Raw genomic sequence first — 17,461 nt, 5'->3', positions numbered from 1 at the left:
GGTTTCAGCCGCCGTCGGCCGGGTCAACCGCCGGCGTACCGGTGCCGGTTCCGGCGTCGGACCCGGCCACCACCACGATGGCCCCGACAAGCAGCGCAGCGTTGGCCCAAAAGATCCCCAGCACGCCCAGCGGTGCGGCGGCGGCGCCCATGGCGATGGGCAGCGAGATCTGCGCAAACCGGTTCACCGTCAGCCGGAGGCCCAGGACGGCGCCGTGGTGTGACGCGTGGGTCAGCGAGGTCACCCAGGCCATGGTCAGGGGCTGGGGTATGCCCAGTCCCAGGCCTAGGCCCACCATCACGGCAATGGCACCGTAGACCCCGGTCAGCGGCAGGGCCAGCAGTGCAACTGCCGCCGCGGCGATCGAGGCGATCAGCAGCACCTTCCGCCCGAACCTGTCAATGAGGCGCATGAGCCCCAGCCTGCTCAGCACGGAGACGGCGGCCCGGAGTGCCAGCAGGAGCCCGACGGCGGTGGCGCTGATGTTTTGTTCGGTGGCCCAGACCGGGACGAACGCATACATCAGGTCTACGGTCACCAGCACCGCGCCGCTGACGGCAAGGGACCGCCACATTCCGGGGGTCTTCAGGACGCCGCCGATCTTTGCGGGTGCGGCGCTCACGTTCAGGCGTTTCCTCCGGAGCGAGCTGTCAGTGCGCCGCAGGAAGAAGAATGCCGGGGTGGCAAGCACACTGAAGCCCATGCACACGAGAAGGCCCAGGTTGGTGTCCGGCGCCGACCCGCCGGCAACCCCTAGCGACGCAACGAACGTCACGGCGGGCGGACCGATCAGCTGGCCGATCGAGGCAGCCGCGGTCAGGGTCCCGAACGCGCTGTCCGTGGAGCCCTTGACGCTGACATGGGCAACGAAGGTCTGCTGGCCCACCATCACCAACAGATGCCCCAGCCCGACGAAGGCACTGGCCACAAGAAGAAACGGCAGCCCGGGTACGGCGAACAGCATTCCCGTTCCCGCTGCCGCCGAGATCAGGCCGATAAACGCCATGCCGGTTCCGCCCCGGCGGTCCGCGATCCGGCCAGCCGTCAGCGCTGCGAGCAGGGCTGGCAGCGCAAACGTGGAGGCAAGCAACCCCAGGAACACCGGATCGGCGCCGAAGGCGAGTGCGCGGTAACCGATCATCAGGCGGATACCCACCCATGCGGCCTGCGCCAGGACGGCCTGGGTGCTCAGCGCCCGCCGCCAGGCCAGTGCGCTCACGCGCGGAGGGGGATTTCGTCCGTCCCGCCGAACAGCCGGGTCAGGTCATCGATGCTGTCCCGGGCCGCCTGGTAGCGGACCGGGTCGAGGTGGAAAATCGCCAACTGCAGGGCGTAGGCCAAGGCCACGGGAATCAGCTGGGTGCGGTACTCGGTGTCGTCACCGCGCCGGGCGGCGATGAGGTGGTCCGGGCTGGGGCGGAACCGGTAACCCGGGACGTCGGAGATCACTATGGACTTCCCTCCCCTGCGCGCGGCCTCGGCGGTCAACGTGGCAAGCTGCCGGGGCGCCTCCCGGAGCGCCAGGGAAATCAGGGTGCTGTTTTCGTCAAAACTGACGAACCGTTCCGCAAGGTCTTTGGGGGTGGGGGCGAGCATGACTGTGGTCAGCCCGAGGCGCCTGAGGCGCCGTGACAGCAGATCCAGGGTTGACCGTTCGTCATTATTGGAAAACAGGTAGACGGTCCGCGACTCGTGAAGAATGCGCGCGGCCGCCTCCAGGTCCTCCTGCGGGACAAAGTGCGGCAGGCGTTTCAGGGCACGGATTTCATCGGAAATAAACGCCGAGAGGTCGTAGCCGGATTCCCCGCGCATGATGGTCCCGCTGGTCTCTGTCGCTTCCTCGTCCCGGCGCAGGTCGCTCCGCAGCTCCGGATAGCCGCGGTAGCCGAGCTTTTTGGCCAGCCGCACCACCGTTGACTCATGCGTCTTGGCCCGGTCCGCGACCTCCGCAGCAGTGATGCCGGACATCTGGTCCCCCATCAGCACGTTCATGACGCGTTCCTCGGAAGCGCTGAGCTGGACCGCGCTGCTGGCCACTACTGCTTTGAAACTCAAGATGACTCTCCTTTGAGAACCCTGCGGGCAAACCTGTGATGCTTGACACTCTCTCACGAACATGCAATCCTGTGCAAGATTGCAAGTGAGGCTCCTGCCGAAACTTGCGACCCACATATTCTCCCTTTGCCGCAGAGAGGCGGACAACAAAGATGCAAACCCTCAACGCACCCGTTGCGCTTGAATGGACAGTCGCCTCGGCGGCCCTGGCCGGGGGCCTCGCCGTCGCCGGCGTGGGCGCCGGGTACAGACTGACCAACACCTCCGGTGTGGGTGCCGGTTTCTTTCCCACCGTGGCCGGAACGCTGATGGCGCTGGCCGGCGTCCTCTGGATCCTCCAGCTCCTCGCCGCCCGCCGAAACGAGGATCGGACCCCGGCCGCCGGCGACGTCCTGGAGTCGGTGCCGCCGCACCACGAATCGGAGTCGGCCCTCGTGTCCCTCCTCGACGACGACAACAGCGACGAACCCGACGTGGCGGACTTCCCGGACCGCCAGGGCTGGGCCAGGGTGGGCATCATCGTCGGATCCATCCTGCTCGCTGCCCTGCTCCTCCCGTTCCTCGGCTACACCGTGGTCATGACGCTGCAGCTGGGCACCATCCTCTACTTCGTCAGCAAACGGAAGCTGTGGATCTCGGTGGCGGTGGCCATCGGAGCCGCCCTCGCGTCCCGCCTGGTCTTCGAGGTATGGCTCGGCACGGCCCTTCCCACCGCCAGCATTGAATTCCTCGCCGGATTGGGGCTGTAAGCCATGGGTTTCGATCAGCTCCTGGGCGGCCTCGCCACGGTCTTCACCCCGGAACACCTGCTCTTCGCGTTGCTCGGCTGCGTGCTGGGCATGCTGGTGGGCGTCCTGCCGGGCTTCGGCCCCGCAGCGGCGGTGTCGCTGCTCATCCCGGTCACCTTCGGACTGGACGCCACCTCCGCGATCATCATGCTCGCAGCCATCCTGTACGGTGCGGCGTACGGCGGAACCACGACGGCGGTGCTGCTGCGGATTCCCGGCGAAGCCTCGTCGATTGCCACCACCCTCGACGGGTACCAGATGGCCAAGAAAGGGCGCGGCGGCCCGGCCCTGGTCATCGCCGCCCTGGCCTCCTTCGTGGGCGGACTCATCGGCGTCATCGGGTTCGTGGTGGTGGCACCCTTCAGCCGGCTGGCCCTGGAGTTCGGCGCGCCGGAACTGTTCCTGGTCTCGCTACTGGGATTCGCCCTCATCACCAGCTTCGCCGGCTCCAACCCGGCCAAAGCCCTGCTGAGCGCCGCCGCAGGGCTGGCCATCGCCACCGTGGGCGTCGATTCCGGCGTCGGCATTGCCCGCTTTACCTTCGACATGCCGGAACTGTTCGACGGCGTGGGGCTGGTGGCCGTCGTCATGGGCGTCTTCGGCCTGAGCGAAGTCCTGGGACAGGCGCAGAAGGGCCCGCTCGGCGTGCCGAGCCCGCTCAAGGTGGCCCGGCTCCTGCCCACCCGGACCGACCTGCAGCGCTCCGCGCTCCCGTCCCTGCGCGGCTCGGTGATCGGCTTCTTCATGGGCCTGCTCCCCGGCTCTCCCGGGGCCGCGACTTCCCTGGCGTCCTACGCGGCGGAGAAGAAGCTGTCCAGGCGCCGGTCCGAGTTCGGCAGGGGTGCCGTGGAAGGCATCGCCGGCCCGGAGGCAGCCAATAATGCCCTGGCCGTGTCCTCCATGATCCCGCTGTTCACGCTCGGCATCCCCACCTCGGCCACCGTGGCCATCATGGCGGGCGCGTTCACCATGAACGGCCTGATCCCCGGGCCGCTGCTGTTCCGCGACAACCCGGACGTGGCCTGGGCCATCATCGCCAGCCTGATTGTGGGCAACCTGATCCTGCTCATCCTCAACGTCCCGCTCGCCCGGGTGTGGATTGCCGTGCTGAAGGTGCCGTTCCACTACCTGATGGCCGCCATCCTGGCCTTTATGTTCCTGGGCACGTACTCCATCAACGGCAGCCCGTTCGACATCCTGATCATGCTGGGAGCAGGCGTCCTGGGCTACATCTTCCAGCTCGTCAAAGTCCCGCTGACGCCGCTGGTCCTGGGACTGATCCTCGGACCCATGCTCGAAGAGAACTTCCAGCGCTCACTGGCTCTGTCCCTCGGTGACTACGGCGTGTTCCTGGAGGGCCCCATCAGCCTCACCCTCATCGGCGTCATTGTGGTCGCCATCCTGTTCGGCGCCGTCCGCCCCCTCATTGCTTCCATGCTGAAGAAGAAGTCACACACCCCCGTCGCACCAAAGGAGCTTGCGAAATGAAGAAACTCACTGCCCTGACCACCACGGCCCTCACCGCCGCCGTCGCCCTCGCCCTCACAGGCTGCGGAGGCCAGGCCAACAGCAGCACCTCCAGCAAAGCCGCTGAGTTCCCCAAGGCGGGATCCACGATTGAGTGGATCGTGCCCTCGGCCGCCGGCGCCGGCAACGACATCCTGGCCCGCATCGTGGCACCCGTCATGCAGGAGGACCTGGGTGCCAACGTCAAGGTGGTCAACAAGGAAGGCGGCAGCCAGGTGGTGGGACTGAACTACGTGGCCAACGCCAAGGCGGACGGACTCACCTTCGGCAACACCAACATCCCGTCCATTCTGGGCCGCTACCTGGACCCGAGCAAGAAGGCGGCCTTCGACCGCAGCAGCTTCACCCCCATCGGCGCCTTTGCCACCAACTCCGTGGTAATCGGCGTCAACAAGGACAGCAAGTACAAGAGCATCAAGGAGCTCTTCGATGCAGTCAAGGCAGAACCCGGAAAGATCACCGTGGGCACCGACTCCCGCGCCGGCGACGATCACATCAACCTTCGCCTCCTGGAAAACCAGCTGGGGCTGGACTTCAACATCGTGCATTACAACAGCGGCGCGGACAAGGTAGCCGCCATTGTCTCCGGCGAGACTGACTTCGCCCTGGGCGGCGTCTCCAGCTTTTTCGGCCAGTACAAGTCCGGCGACATCAAGCTCTTGACCGTCATTGAGGACAACCCCAGTCCGTTCGCCCCTGAAGTTCCCACCATGAAGAGCGCCGGCTACGACGTCGAGCCCATGGCCAGCAACTTCGCCCTGTCCGTCCCGTCCAAGACGCCCAAGGAAGTTGTGGCACGGCTCGAAGCTGCGCTGAAGAAGGCCACCGAAACCCCGGCCGTGCAGGAAAAGCTCAAGGGTGCCGCCACGGCGCCGGCATGGAAGTCCAGCAGCGACGTCGCCAAGCTCTGGGAAGAACGCGAAAAGACCATCAAGCCCGTCATCGACGAACTCCTCCAGCAGAAGTGACCGTGAACACCAACAGAAAGGCCGGCGACGGCATGAATGCAACACCAGATTCCACGGCCCCCGGCCAGCTCCCGACCGACGAACTGGTGCGCAGGCTCGGTTTCATTCCGGCAGCCAACATCGGCGATGCCCAGGAACGGATCGGCGTGGCCTCCGGGCTCTCCCCCGTCTGGACTGGCGCCAAACTTTCCGGCCCTGCGTATACGGTGTGGACGCGTCCCGGCGACAACCTGTTCATCCACAAAGCCCTCGACGGCGCCCAGCCCGGGGACGTCATTGTGATCAACGGCGGCGGCGACGTCTCCCGCGCCCTCATCGGGGACCTCATCGGCATCCGCGCGAAAAGCATGGGAATCGCCGGCTTCGTGATTGACGGCGCCGTCCGCGACGCCGATGCCCTCGCTGACTGCGGCCTGCCGGTGTTCGCCCGGTCCATAACCCCCGCCGGGCCCTACAAGTTCGGCCCCGGCCGGCTGCAGATCCCGGTGGCGATCGCCGGCGTCGTGGTTTCCCCCGGCGACATCGTGGTGGCGGACGCGGACGGCGTGGTGGTGGTCAGGCGGGAGGACGCCGAACACGTCCTCCTCGAGGCCCAGCGGATCGAAGCCAGGGAAACCGAGAAGCGGATTTCCTACGAGGCAGCCATGGCGGGCAGCTAGGTCCGGGAACGTTAGGCAGGCACGACGGCGGACGGCCCCTCAGGCGGGCCGTCCGCCGTCGTGCTTTCAGCGCCTTGGGGACCAACTGCCGGTGCAGTTGCGGGATTGAGTCTTACGAGGCCAGCCGCTCCCGTTCACCGTGACGGGGGCGGGCGGGTTCAACGCCGCGTTCGGGCCGGTTGATCTCGGCCCAGACCGCGTCAAGGGAGAGGCCCAGGACATCGGCGATCGCCGCGATGGTCGGGAAGGCCGGAGTGGCTATGCGGCCCGTTTCGATCTTCCGGAGTGTCTCCGGCGAGACGCCTGCATGGAGCGCGGTATCGAGCATCGGGCGCTCTCCCCTGGCGAGGCGCAGCAGGGCGCCAAGACGCTGTCCGCGCTCGACTTCTCCGGGTGTGAGGGGCAACCTGACCATGGCTCCAATTCTAATACCGGGATAATATGGCCGGTATAGTTATTGGTTTCCAGAGAAAGGCGCCGCATGATCGAGATCCTGAACCCCGCCGAACTGCACCGCGCAAAGGAGTCAGGCGCCCTGGTGGCCCACATCCTGCAGACGCTCAAAAGCCGCAGCACGGTGGGCACAAACCTCCTGGACATCGACCGGTGGGCCAAGGACATGATCGCCGAAGCCGGCGCGCAGTCCTGCTACGTCGACTACGAGCCGTCCTTCGGCCGCGGGCCGTTCGGCCACTACATCTGCACGGCCGTCAACGACGCCGTGCTGCACGGACTGCCGCACCGGTACACGCTTGCCGATGGCGACCTTCTGACACTCGACCTCGCCGTCTCCAAAGACGGAGTCGCCGCAGATTCAGCCATCAGCTTCCTCGTGGGTGACTCACAACCCGCGGAGAGCGTCGCGATGATCAGCGCCACCGAACGGGCACTGAGCGCAGGGATAGCCGCCGCCCGCCCCGGCGCCCGGATCGGCGACATCTCCCATGCCATCGGCACCGTCCTCAGCGAGGCCGGCTACCCGATCAACACCGAATTCGGGGGCCATGGCATCGGATCAACGATGCACCAGGACCCGCACGTTCCGAACACCGGACGGCCCGGCCGCGGATTCCAACTGCGCCCCGGGTTGCTGCTCGCCTTGGAGCCGTGGGTCATGGCAGACACCGCCAAGCTCGTGACAGATGCCGACGGGTGGACGCTCCGGAGTGCGACGGGCTGCCGGACAGCCCACAGCGAGCACACCATCGCCATCACCGAGGACGGCGCCGAAATCCTTACCTTGCCGAAGCAGCCGCAGCCGTAAGGTCCGCCGTCGTTCTTTCAGTGCTTTCTGCTCTTTCCGTTGCTTCCGGAAGCTCACCGCGGAAGGCGCGGAGCATGGCGTCGCGGTCGAACTGGCCCTCCCACTTGGCCACCACGAACGTAGCCACGCAGTTTCCCAGCAGGTTGACGGAGACGCGCATGGAGTCCATCAGGCGGTCGGCGCCCAGGAGCAGGGCCACTCCGGCCACCGGGAAGATGCCCAGTGCGGCCGCGGTTGCCGAAAGCGCCAGGAAGGCCGAACCGGGAACGCCCGCCATGCCCTTCGACGTCAGCATCAGGATGCCCAGGGCGGCGAGCTGCTGGCCCAGGTCGAGGTTGTGCCCGAAGGCCTGGGCCAGGAACAGCAGGGAGATGGACAAATACAGTGCGGCGCCGTCCAAATTGAACGAGTAGCCGGTGGGAACCACCAGCCCCGTGGTGGCCCGCGAGCAGCCCGCGTTGGTCAGCTTGGTCATGATGCGCGGAAGCACCGACTCGGTGGACGCCGTGCCCAGCGCCAGCAGGAACTCTTCGCGGCTGTACTTGATGAACTGCCACAGCGGCACGCGCGGATACACCCAGGCCACCACAAAAAGCAGCCCGATGAAGATGATTGCCGCCCCGTAGCAGGCCGCAATCAGCAACGCGTACGTGCTCAGCGAGCCGAGGCCGTACTGGCCGATGATGAAGGCCATGGCGCCGAACGCGCCCACGGGGGCAACACGCATCACCCAGCCCATGATCTTGAAGAACAGCTCCAGCACCGTCTCCAGAAGCGTCACAACAGGCAGGCAGCGTTCCCGCCCCACCACCACGATGGCCGCTCCGAAGAACACCGAGAAGCAGAGCACCTGCAGCAGGCTGTTGGAGGCGAAGGCGCCCACCACACTGGTGGGAATGATACCCAGCAGGAACGCGCCGGCGTCCTTCGGCGGGGCCGTGCCGGTCTTGGCGTTGAGGGCATCCTGGGACAGCGTATTCGGATCGATGTTCAGGCCGGCACCGGGCTGCACGATGTTGCCCACCACCAGCCCGAACACCAGGGCGAACAGCGTGGCTCCGGTAAAGTACAGCAGCGCCTTCACGCCCACCCTCCCCACGGCCTTCACGTCACCCACGGCGGAGATGCCCGTGACAATCACCAGGAAGATCAGCGGGGCGATGATCATCTTGATCAGCTGGATAAAGCCGTCGCCCAGCGGCCGCAGGGCGGAGCCGAGATCAGGCCAGAAGTGGCCGATCCCGATGCCCAGGCACACGGCCACGAGGATCTGGAAGAACAGCGACGTGTAGAGCGGCTTCTTCACGGGCGTGCCGGTTTTGTCCGGCACCAGGGGCGAGGGGAGTTTCATCAGGGCTGCCAATCAACAGGGAAAAGGCGCTGGACGCCTTCAGGTCACGGGCAACGCTAGGGACCTCGTGTTTCCGGAATGCTAAATCCGTACTGCGGAATTGTTTAACCGCAGCATGGAAAATCCATAGCGTATAGTTCCGTGTTCATTCGTGCGGCATATCCGGACACTGGACATCTGGAATAAGCCCGACTTTTCCCCGTCAATTCGCGGAAAAAAGGTGCGCAAGGGCACTGGCGCCGCGGCAAAAGCAGGCGGACGATTGTACTACCGGGTCACGAATTCACGTGGGAAGAGCCCGGAGTCAAGCCCCCGCGGAGGCCGGGTGTGCTGTTTGAAAATGGGATGGGCAGGCTGAGGCCGCAACCAATTTTTTCTTGATCGTGGCCGGACGGCGCTGTCCGAAAATGATTCGCATCCTTCTAGGAGCAAAAGAAATGTCCATCACTCCAACAACGAAAGCCCGCACCCGGGCAATCGCCTTGGTCCCGATCGTCTCACTCGGACTACTCGGGGGTTCCGTGGCAGTGGCTGCCCCGGCACAGGCGGAAACCAGCCGGAACGGCTGTACCGTCAACCCGCTGGATCCACGCGACCTTCGCGGCAACCGGGTCGATTTCAGGATCAAAGTGGAATGCAGGGCCGACAGGACCGTCCAGATCCGCCAGCTTCGCTACGAAGACGAGCGTGGCCCGCGGCGCAGCGACGATTTCCTCGGTGGCTCGCACTTCACCGAAAAGTTCAATTGGCGCGACACCAGGACGATTCACAGCGTGGACCGCGTCCCCAACCTTGACAGGAGGGGCACCGAAGAGGTCTACCACATCGTTTCCTTCCGCGTGAAGAACAACAACGGTCACTGGTCCGACTGGACCCGTTGGGAGAAGAGTGGCGTAGTGGAGGTTCAACGCGGCCGGTGAACTGATCCGTTTCGCTATTCGAACTAAAGAGCCAGGGGCGAAGTAGCCCCTGGCTCTTCCGTCCCTGGCTCTTCCGTCCCGCGGCTGTTCCGTCAGCGGCCGCAACCGTCAGGGGATTGACGTTTGCCGGGAGCGCTGGAAGGGTGGGTCGAACTTAGCCGACTGCCGCCGTCGGCCGCTTCGCCCACGGACGGCTGTAAACCTAAGTACATCTGAGTACTCCGGCCCTGGCCACCCTCCCTAAACGAGTAATCACCACTCGTGTATTTTTTGCCGACACGTGGTGAAATACGGGGGTCCGTAACATGCTCGCAGTCTCGGTGGATCGGCCACCCCGCTCCCCGGACCCTCCAAGAATCACGCGGAGACCCCGTATTCTCGAACGTCGAATTCCCCGGAATATCGTCAGGAGCGTACACATGCGATTCCACGAGCCGGCACAGGCCCGGATGCCACGCCTCTAAAGGTAAGCCGTGATCCGCATATTGGTTGCCGAAGACGAAGAGCGCATCGCCAGGTTCATTGAAAAGGGCCTGCGCGCAGCCGGCTACGCCCCCACCGTGGTGTCGGACGGGCTCACCGCCATCGACTACGCCTCCAGCGGCCAGTACGACCTGCTGCTTCTCGACGTCGGGCTTCCCCGCCTGGACGGATTCACGGTTCTCAGCGTGCTCCGGCGTGACCACCTGAGCATTCCGGTTATCTTCCTGACCGCGCGCGACTCGGCCGCGGACACGGTTGCAGGCCTGGAGGGAGGCGCGGATGACTACATGGCCAAACCGTTCGGGTTTGATGAGCTTCTCGCCCGCATCCGGCTCCGCCTTCGCCCGTCCGATATCACCGACGCGTTGGCGGGAAACACGATGCGCTACGGATCCCTGGAGTTGAACCTCCACACCCACACACTCAGGGTGGGCGACAAGACAGTGGAACTTTCCGCCCGCGAGTTCGCCCTGGTGGAGATGTTCCTGCACCATCCCGGCCAGATCCTGAGCCGTCAACAGCTCCTCAGCCAGGTGTGGGGTTATGACTTCGACGGTACGTCCAACGTGGTGGATGTGTACGTGCGCCAGCTGCGCCAGAAGATCGGGGCCGAGAGAATTGTCACCGCCCGTGGGGCCGGGTACCGGCTGGCAACGTCATGAACGCACCAACGCCATGAAGGATCCCGGGGCCCGGGGGCCGGGAGACGGCACCCGGGAAGGCAATCCGGCGAAGCAGTGGAGCATCTCAGGCTGGAAGGCCAAGATCTCCTCCGTGAGGTTCCGAGTTGTGGCTGCCATGCTGGCCATGATGGCCGCCGGGCTGTGCGTTGCCGGCGTCATTACCTTTGCCGTCCAGTTCCAGGAGGCGGACGCCCGGGTGGACCAGGCGCTCCTGGACAAAGCCCAGGCCGTCATCAAGCTCGCAGAAACCGCCAACGCGGCGGACCCCGAATCGTTCTTGAAGGAACTGCAGGACGCCGCAGAGGACATTGAGCCCCGGGGCAACGAAGTCATGGCCACCATCACGGGCGGGAAGGTGTCATGGACACTCGATGGCGCGTCCGACGAGAAGCTGCTGCCCAAGGACATGTACCAGGGGGCCGCCGCGCTTGCTAACGCCTCCGGTGCCGCCTACGGCGACCTGAGCTTCGAGGGCCGCCGCCTCCGGACTGTCGTGCTCCCCGTGCCCGCCGCCACCGACGCCAAACAGGCCTATTTCCTGATCGGCAGGGAAACTGCCGACCAGCGCGAGCACACCATCTCTTCCGTGCACACCTATACCCTGGTGGGCGCCGGGACCCTCCTGGGCGCTGCCGCACTAGGGAGCCTGGTTGCCGGCCGGCTCCTGAACCCGCTGCGCCGCCTTCGTGAAGCCAGCCAGGTGGTCAGCCACGAGGACCTCACCCAGCGTGTTGAAGTGAAGGACGGATCCGACGACGTGACCCTGCTCGCCAAAACATTCAACACCATGCTCGAAAGGCTGGATGAAGGCGCAAAGCAGCAGGAGCAGTTCCTGGACGACGCCGGGCATGAGTTGCGCACCCCGCTGACGATTCTGCGCGGGCACCTTGAGCTCATATCCGTCCATGACCCCGAAGACGTGGCAACCACGAGGGACGTGCTGCTCGAAGAGGTGGACCGGATGCAGCGGCTGGTGGACGACCTGCTCCTGCTTGCGAACGCCAGCCATCCGGATTTCATCAGGAAAGAGTCCATCAGGATTCCGGAATTCATCCAGCAGGTGCTGGAGAAAGTCCACGTGTTGGCCGACCGCACATGGACCATCGACGAAACCGCCGACTGCACCGTGGAGGCAGACCCCCAGCGACTGACGCAGGCGTTGGCGCAACTCGCCGCAAACGCCGTCAGGTACACCGGCAGTTCGTCAACGATCGCACTCGGCAGCAGAGTTGACCTCGCCCAGGAATCCGATGAGGTAGCCGCCCCGGAATCCAACACGCTCGTGCTGTGGGTGCGGGATACCGGCAGCGGCATAGCGGTCGAGGACCAGCAGCGGATCTTTGAGCGGTTCGGCCGCGCGGCCCACGGCCGGGGCGACAAGGGGTCGGGACTGGGGCTGGCCATCGTGTCGGCCATCGCCCAGGCCCACGGCGGCGCAGCAACGGTGCACTCCACGGTCGGACAGGGGTCCTCCTTCATCATCAAGATTCCGCTGCAGACTGCCGACGCCCGGCTTTGAACATCGCGAAGATGCACCGCAGTTCCTACAATTTAAGTGGCGGGAATTGCGGCAACCAGCCGCATCGGCCGCACCACAAGGAGGACCGCAATGGGTTTGGGTGACAGGATCCACAACGCCGCGGAGCGACTTCACGGCAAGGGAAAGAAAGCCGCCGGCGAAGTCAGCGGCGACCGCCGGATGAGGGCCGAAGGCAAAGGCCGCGCCATCAGGGCCGACCTCAAGCAGGCCGGCGAAAAGTTCAGGCACGCCTTCAAACGGCACTAATCCGCTAGCTAGTCCACATGGGCGGCCCCGGCAGGGACCGCCCATTCTTTATGCCCCGCTTTAATGTCCGCCGCCGGGGCCGGGCCCGGGCACGGGCGGGCCGCCGCAGGGTGACTGCCGTCGCCCCCTGACCGGCGGGCCGATCAGTCCCGCGGCCGCATGAGCGGAGGGTTGAGGACTGCCCGGCTTGGCTGGCCGGCCACCGGGCGGGCAGCCTCCACCAGCCGGAAAAGCGCCGCCGGCCGGCCTGCATCACCGGCCGTCATCCGCCCGGTGTCCTCCAGGAATCCGGGAGTGCCGGTCGCCTTCCGGTGGAAGTTCCTGGGGTCAAGGCGGGTACCCCACACTGCCTCATACACGGCGCGGAGCTGGGCGATGGTGAACTCCTCGCCACAGAAGGCGGCCCCTAAGGGCGAATACTCCAGCTTCGATTTCGCGCGTTCGAGAGCGTCCCCGAGGATGCGGCGATGGTCGAACGCGAGCTGCAATCCGCCGTCGAGCACCTGGGTGACCGGATACCAGGCTGCCTGTTCCGCGTCGCTGCCGGCCGATAGCACCGGAAAGTCCGGCGCCAGGAGCAGGTGGGCGACCGTCAGGACATCCCCGCGAGGGTCGCGGCCCTTTGGGCCGTAGCTCGCCAACTGCTCTAGGTGCCCGGGGACACGGTCGACGCCGGTTTCCTCCGCGAGCTCACGGCTCGCCGCCGTCGCAAGGTCCTCGCCGGAGAGCACGAAGCCACCGGGCAGCGCGAGCATGCCCCGGAAGGGGTCGATCAGCCGGGTAATAAGCAGGACGTTTAGGACGTCGTTGCGCACGGTAAGGGCGACGACGTCGACAGTCACCGGAAAGAGCGCCGGGGCTGTGGGCAATTCAGGCATGACCTCATACTAGGTATTTATCGTCAGATTGACAATAAATCAGACCGGGCGCTATCTTTTGGTTATCGTCAAATTGACGATAACCATTTGTTGAAGGAGCTCCCATGGCCAGCATCAAGCGCTACCCCTGGATCAACCACTTCCTGGGCACCCCTACCGGTTACGTCGTCCACCTGCAGAAGGGGACCGTGAAGCACCAGGGTGTGGGCCAGGCGTTCTGGTACCGCCCTGCGAACTCGGTCCTGAGTGAGGTTCCAGTGGATGACCAGGAATTGCCCACGCTCTTCCACGCCATCACCCGCGACCACCAGGACGTCAGCGTGCAAGCCAACGTGACCTACCGGTTCATCGATCCGGTGGCCGTGTCCAGTCGCCTGGACTTCGGCCTCGAACCCGACCGGAAGGTGCCGGCAACGGGCCGGGAGCAGGTAGCCACCATCATCGGCCAGCTGTGCCAGAGCCACGCCATCGACCAGATCGCAACCACCACACTGTCCCAAGCCCTGGAACGGGGCGTAAGCCAGCTGCGCACCATCCTCACCGATGCACTGCGGGCGGACACCCGGCTTCTGTCCACCGGCATCGAAATCCTCGGAGTGCAGGTGCTCGCCGTCCGGCCCGAGTCCGACGTCGAACGCGCCCTGCAGACGCCGGTCCGCGAACAGCTCCAGGCCGAGGCCGACCGCGCAATGTACGAACGCCGGGCACTCGCCGTCGAGCGCGAGCGGACCATTTCCGAGAACGAGATGGCGAGCCAGATCGAGCTGGCCACCCGCCGCGAACACCTGGTGACCCAGGAAGGCACCAACGCGCGGCGCGCTGCGGAGGAGAAGGCAGCCGCGGGACTCATCCAAACGCAGGGTTCGGCCGTACAGCTCGACATCACCTCAACGGCGGAAGCCAACCGGCTCCGCCAACTTGGTGAAGCACAAGCGGCCCAGGAAGCCGCGACCATGGCTGTTTACCGGGACATGGAACAATCCACGTTGTTGGCGCTTGCGCTCCGCGAAGCGGCAGGAAAGCTGCCGAGCATCGGCAGCCTGACCATCACGCCCGACCTCCTCAGCGGAGCGTTGGCCGGCCTGCTCCGGGCGCCCGGCGACACCCTGCCCGCCAGCGCGACCGGCGCCGCCGGTGCTGGCAAGTAGGGCCCGGTCATGACCAACCCCCGCCTCGTGATTGTCCGCCGACGCACCGAGCTTCAGGAACTCCTGGATCGGCATGCGACGCGCGGCCAGGCTGAGTTCTTCCTCCGCACACGCGGCCGGACCATCGCAGAAGTACAGGAGCGGCACGACCGGCTGGAGGCAGCCCTGGCCACGGTCCGCGCCTCCGTTCCTTCCGAGTGGCGGCAGGCCGAGGTGGAGCGGGCGGACCTCAGCCGCTTCCTGCTGACCCCGGACGACGTCATTGCGGTGGTGGGACAGGACGGCCTCGTCGCCAACATGGCCAAGTACCTCAGCGGCCAGCCCGTCATCGGGATCGATCCGGAGCCCGGGGTAAACCCGGGCGTTCTGGTCCGGCACTCCCCGGAAGCCGCGGCCGCGCTCTTGCAGCGGCTTGGCGCCGCCGGGCGCCTGGAGCGACTGGCCTGCCAGGAGCTCGCCACCGTGACGGCAAGGCTCGACGACGGGCAGGAACTTTCAGGGCTCAACGAAGTGTTCATCGGTCACACATCCCACCAATCGGCCCGGTACCGGCTGGCCCTGCCCGACGGCCGGTCGGAGCGGCAGTCCTCCTCCGGCATGATCGTGTCCACCGGGACCGGAGCCACCGGCTGGTGCGCATCGATCGCCCTGGAACGCGGCGGACGGGCCCTGCCCGGGCCCACGGACCCCCGGCTGGCCTGGTTCGTCCGCGAGGCCTGGCCCTCCCCGATTACCGGCACTTCCCTGACCGAAGGGCTGCTGGAACCTGGCGAAGAGTTGCGAATCACCGTGGCATCCGACCAGCTGGTGGTGTTCGGCGACGGGATGGAGGATGACCGGCTGATTGCCTCGTGGGGCCAGGAACTCACCGTGCGGCTCGGGGACCGGCCACTGCGGCTGGTGGCTTAGCCTCTCACCTCGCCCCTTGACTCCACAGGCCTCCCTTCCCTACACTTTTCATAAAGCAGAATCTAATTTCCACAAAGCGGAATCTTGAAGCGAAATCGCGAAGAGACAAGAAGCATAGGAAGCTAGATCAAAGCCCCCTCCTCGGAAGGACCTACGATGACGTACACAGTGAACTGCTCCATCCTGCTGACAGAGCTGCCCCTGCTCGAGCGGCCCGCTGCCGCGAAGGCCGCCGGCTTTGACGCCGTCGAGTTCTGGTGGCCTTTTGACACTTCCGTCCCCACCGACGCCGAGACCACGGCTTTCGAGCGCGCCATCACCGACGCCGGCGTGCAGCTCACCGGCCTGAACTTCAACGCCGGCAACATGCCCGGCGGCGACCGCGGCCTGGTCTCCTGGAAGGGACGCTGCTCCGAGTTCAAGGACAACATCGACGTCGTCGCCGGCATCGGCGAGCGCCTCGGCTGCAAAGCGTTCAACGCCCTCTACGGCAACCGCCAGGACGAATTCACCCCGGAGGAACAGGACGAACTGGGCGCCAGCAACCTGGCCGCCGCAGCCGCAGGAGTGGCCCGCATCGGCGGCACCGTCCTCCTCGAACCGGTCAGCGGCGCCCCCAGGTACCCGCTCCTCAAAGCCCAGGACGCACTCAACGTCATTGCCCGGGTCAAGGAGGAATCCGGCGCGGAGAACATCAAGCTCCTCGCCGACTTCTACCACCTGGCCGTCAACGGAGACGACGTCGCCGCCGTCATCGAAAAGCACGCGAAGGACTTCGGCCACATCCAGATCGCCGACAACCCCGGCCGCGGGGCTCCCGGAACCGGCGGGCTTCCCCTCGGCGAATGGATCGCCCGCAGCCGCGAACTCGGCTATGAGGGCTACATCGGCCTCGAATACAAGGAACCGCAGGAAACCGCCTTCAGCTGGGCCATCCGCCAGCGCGTCTCCCAGTAGGTTCCGTTCCCACCCGCCCAACTGAGTAGCAGCAGATGTCGTTTTGAGCCCCCAAAACGACATCAACTGCGACCTAGTTGGGACCGCCGCCCTCCACCACCACAGACTTCAGAAAGAGAACCACAATGAGCAACGTTTCAGTCATCGGACTCGGAATCATGGGCCTGCCCATGGCCATCAACCTCGTCAAGGCCGGCCACACCGTCACCGGCTTCAACCGCAGCCAGGACAAGATCGACAAGCTGGTCTCCGAAGGCGGCAAGGGCGCCACGAGCATCGCGGACGCCGTCAAGGACGCCGACGTCGTCATCACCATGGTGCCGGACTCCCCCGACGTTGAGGGTGTTGTCAGCGGCCCCGACGGCGTCTTCGCCAACGCCAAGCAGGGCACCCTCTGGATCGACGCCTCCAGCATCCGCCCGGACGTCGCCAAGCGCCTCTCCGAGGACGCCACGGCAGCCGGCATCCGCCCGCTCGACGCCCCGGTCTCCGGCGGCGAACAGGGCGCCATCGACGCCGCACTCTCCATCATGGTGGGCGGCGAAGCGGCAGACTTCGAGGCAGCACAGGACGTCCTCAACGCCGTCGGCAAGACCATCGTCCACGTCGGCCCCGCAGGCTCCGGCCAGACCGTCAAGGCAGCCAACCAGCTGATCGTCGCCGTCAACATCGAGGTCCTGGCAGAAGCCATCGCCTTCCTCGAGGCCTACGGCGTGGACACCGACGCCGCCCTCAAGGTCCTCGGCGGCGGCCTCGCCGGCTCCAAGGTCCTCGACCAGAAGGGCCAGAAGATGCTCGACCGCAACTTCGACCCCGGCTTCCGCCTGGCCCTCCACCACAAGGACCTCGGCATCGTCACCTCCGCCGCCCGCGAAGCCAACGTCGCCGTCCCCCTCGGCGCCGTCGTCGCACAGCTCGTCGCCGCCACCGTCAACCAGGGCGACGGCGGCCTCGACCACTCAGGCCTCTTCAAGCAGGTCCTCCAGCTCAGCGGCCGGAAGTAACGCACCTCCGGCAGTAGCCGGCCACAAAAGCAACAACCAGGGCAACCGCCGTCGTACATCAACGACGGCGGCTCCCTCAGC

Annotated in this window: 18 protein-coding genes; 13 read left to right on the top strand and 5 right to left on the bottom strand. The window is 65.8% G+C overall.

Annotated elements, in window-relative coordinates; all coding sequences use genetic code 11:
- Positions 1-4: 4 nt before the first annotated feature.
- Positions 5-1,219, bottom strand: a complete 1,215-nt coding sequence (locus tag AC6JAC_RS02860) for an MFS transporter (RefSeq protein WP_051628722.1) — start codon at positions 1,217-1,219, stop codon at positions 5-7.
- A complete protein-coding gene (locus tag AC6JAC_RS02855) occupies positions 1,216-2,055 on the bottom strand; it encodes a MurR/RpiR family transcriptional regulator (RefSeq protein WP_197024895.1) in 840 nt (279 codons plus the stop codon). Before AC6JAC_RS02855 ends, AC6JAC_RS02860 begins: the two co-directional genes overlap by 4 nt.
- 152 nt (positions 2,056-2,207) lie before the next feature.
- On the opposite strand from AC6JAC_RS02855, the gene AC6JAC_RS02850 reads away from it, so the two are divergent.
- The 4 genes from AC6JAC_RS02850 to AC6JAC_RS02835 are packed head-to-tail and all read left to right on the top strand — an operon-like array spanning position 2,208 to position 5,997.
- Positions 2,208-2,804 (top strand): tripartite tricarboxylate transporter TctB family protein, encoded by a 597-nt coding sequence (locus tag AC6JAC_RS02850; protein WP_497963369.1) that lies wholly within the window; start codon positions 2,208-2,210, stop codon positions 2,802-2,804.
- A 3-nt stretch (positions 2,805-2,807) separates the two neighbouring features.
- The gene (locus AC6JAC_RS02845; protein WP_028269700.1) at positions 2,808-4,331 is read left to right on the top strand and encodes a tripartite tricarboxylate transporter permease; all 1,524 of its coding nucleotides are present in this window, start codon (positions 2,808-2,810) and stop codon (positions 4,329-4,331) included.
- A complete protein-coding gene (locus AC6JAC_RS02840) occupies positions 4,328-5,338 on the top strand; it encodes a Bug family tripartite tricarboxylate transporter substrate binding protein (protein ID WP_028269699.1) in 1,011 nt (336 codons plus the stop codon). Before AC6JAC_RS02845 ends, AC6JAC_RS02840 begins: the two co-directional genes overlap by 4 nt.
- Before the next feature lie 2 nt (positions 5,339-5,340).
- Complete coding sequence (locus AC6JAC_RS02835) at positions 5,341-5,997, top strand: RraA family protein (protein WP_331280039.1); 657 nt, start codon at positions 5,341-5,343, stop codon at positions 5,995-5,997.
- A 112-nt stretch (positions 5,998-6,109) separates the two neighbouring features.
- On the opposite strand, the gene AC6JAC_RS02830 is transcribed toward AC6JAC_RS02835, so the two are convergent.
- A complete protein-coding gene (locus tag AC6JAC_RS02830; protein ID WP_028269697.1) occupies positions 6,110-6,412 on the bottom strand; it encodes a helix-turn-helix transcriptional regulator in 303 nt (100 codons plus the stop codon).
- A 66-nt stretch (positions 6,413-6,478) separates the two neighbouring features.
- Between AC6JAC_RS02830 and map the strand changes: the two genes are divergently transcribed.
- Positions 6,479-7,261 carry a type I methionyl aminopeptidase gene (map, locus tag AC6JAC_RS02825; RefSeq protein ID WP_028269696.1) on the top strand — a complete coding sequence of 261 codons (783 nt, stop codon included), beginning with the start codon at positions 6,479-6,481 and terminating at the stop codon, positions 7,259-7,261.
- Here map and AC6JAC_RS02820 read toward each other — a convergent pair.
- The gene (locus tag AC6JAC_RS02820) at positions 7,233-8,612 is read right to left on the bottom strand and encodes a cation:dicarboxylate symporter family transporter (RefSeq protein ID WP_051628721.1); all 1,380 of its coding nucleotides are present in this window, start codon (positions 8,610-8,612) and stop codon (positions 7,233-7,235) included. The two genes, map and AC6JAC_RS02820, sit on opposite strands and share 29 nt — an antisense overlap.
- A 437-nt stretch (positions 8,613-9,049) precedes the next feature.
- Here AC6JAC_RS02820 and AC6JAC_RS02815 point away from each other — a divergent pair, with 437 nt between their 5' ends.
- The 4 genes from AC6JAC_RS02815 to AC6JAC_RS02800 all read left to right on the top strand — a co-directional run bounded on the left by AC6JAC_RS02815 (position 9,050) and on the right by AC6JAC_RS02800 (position 12,484).
- On the top strand, positions 9,050-9,532 hold the full coding sequence (locus AC6JAC_RS02815; protein ID WP_028269695.1) for a hypothetical protein: 483 nt from the start codon (positions 9,050-9,052) through the stop codon (positions 9,530-9,532).
- Positions 9,533-10,005: 473 nt separating this feature from the next.
- Complete coding sequence (locus AC6JAC_RS02810) at positions 10,006-10,677, top strand: response regulator transcription factor (protein WP_028269694.1); 672 nt, start codon at positions 10,006-10,008, stop codon at positions 10,675-10,677.
- Positions 10,646-12,217, top strand: coding sequence for a sensor histidine kinase (locus AC6JAC_RS02805; RefSeq protein WP_197024894.1), 1,572 nt, complete (start codon positions 10,646-10,648; stop codon positions 12,215-12,217). The genes AC6JAC_RS02810 and AC6JAC_RS02805 overlap by 32 nt, the downstream gene beginning before the upstream one ends.
- A gap of 90 nt (positions 12,218-12,307) precedes the next feature.
- On the top strand, positions 12,308-12,484 hold the full coding sequence (locus tag AC6JAC_RS02800; RefSeq protein ID WP_043437655.1) for a CsbD family protein: 177 nt from the start codon (positions 12,308-12,310) through the stop codon (positions 12,482-12,484).
- A gap of 143 nt (positions 12,485-12,627) precedes the next feature.
- Here AC6JAC_RS02800 and AC6JAC_RS02795 read toward each other — a convergent pair whose 3' ends face one another.
- A complete protein-coding gene (locus tag AC6JAC_RS02795) occupies positions 12,628-13,362 on the bottom strand; it encodes an NUDIX hydrolase (RefSeq protein ID WP_028269693.1) in 735 nt (244 codons plus the stop codon).
- Positions 13,363-13,466: 104 nt separating this feature from the next.
- Here AC6JAC_RS02795 and AC6JAC_RS02790 point away from each other — a divergent pair, with 104 nt between their 5' ends.
- The 4 genes from AC6JAC_RS02790 to AC6JAC_RS02775 all read left to right on the top strand — a co-directional run bounded on the left by AC6JAC_RS02790 (position 13,467) and on the right by AC6JAC_RS02775 (position 17,380).
- On the top strand, positions 13,467-14,510 hold the full coding sequence (locus AC6JAC_RS02790) for an SPFH domain-containing protein (protein WP_028269692.1): 1,044 nt from the start codon (positions 13,467-13,469) through the stop codon (positions 14,508-14,510).
- Positions 14,511-14,519: 9 nt separating this feature from the next.
- Positions 14,520-15,419 carry a diacylglycerol kinase catalytic domain-containing protein gene (locus AC6JAC_RS02785; RefSeq protein WP_497963368.1) on the top strand — a complete coding sequence of 300 codons (900 nt, stop codon included), beginning with the start codon at positions 14,520-14,522 and terminating at the stop codon, positions 15,417-15,419.
- A gap of 156 nt (positions 15,420-15,575) precedes the next feature.
- On the top strand, positions 15,576-16,376 hold the full coding sequence (locus AC6JAC_RS02780) for a hydroxypyruvate isomerase family protein (protein WP_497963367.1): 801 nt from the start codon (positions 15,576-15,578) through the stop codon (positions 16,374-16,376).
- A 125-nt stretch (positions 16,377-16,501) separates the two neighbouring features.
- Complete coding sequence (locus tag AC6JAC_RS02775) at positions 16,502-17,380, top strand: 2-hydroxy-3-oxopropionate reductase (RefSeq protein WP_497963366.1); 879 nt, start codon at positions 16,502-16,504, stop codon at positions 17,378-17,380.
- Positions 17,381-17,461: the final 81 nt, after the last annotated feature.

The organism is Arthrobacter sp. KUASC02, assembly GCF_059739395.1.
This window is presented reverse-complemented; position numbering and strand designations above follow the sequence as displayed.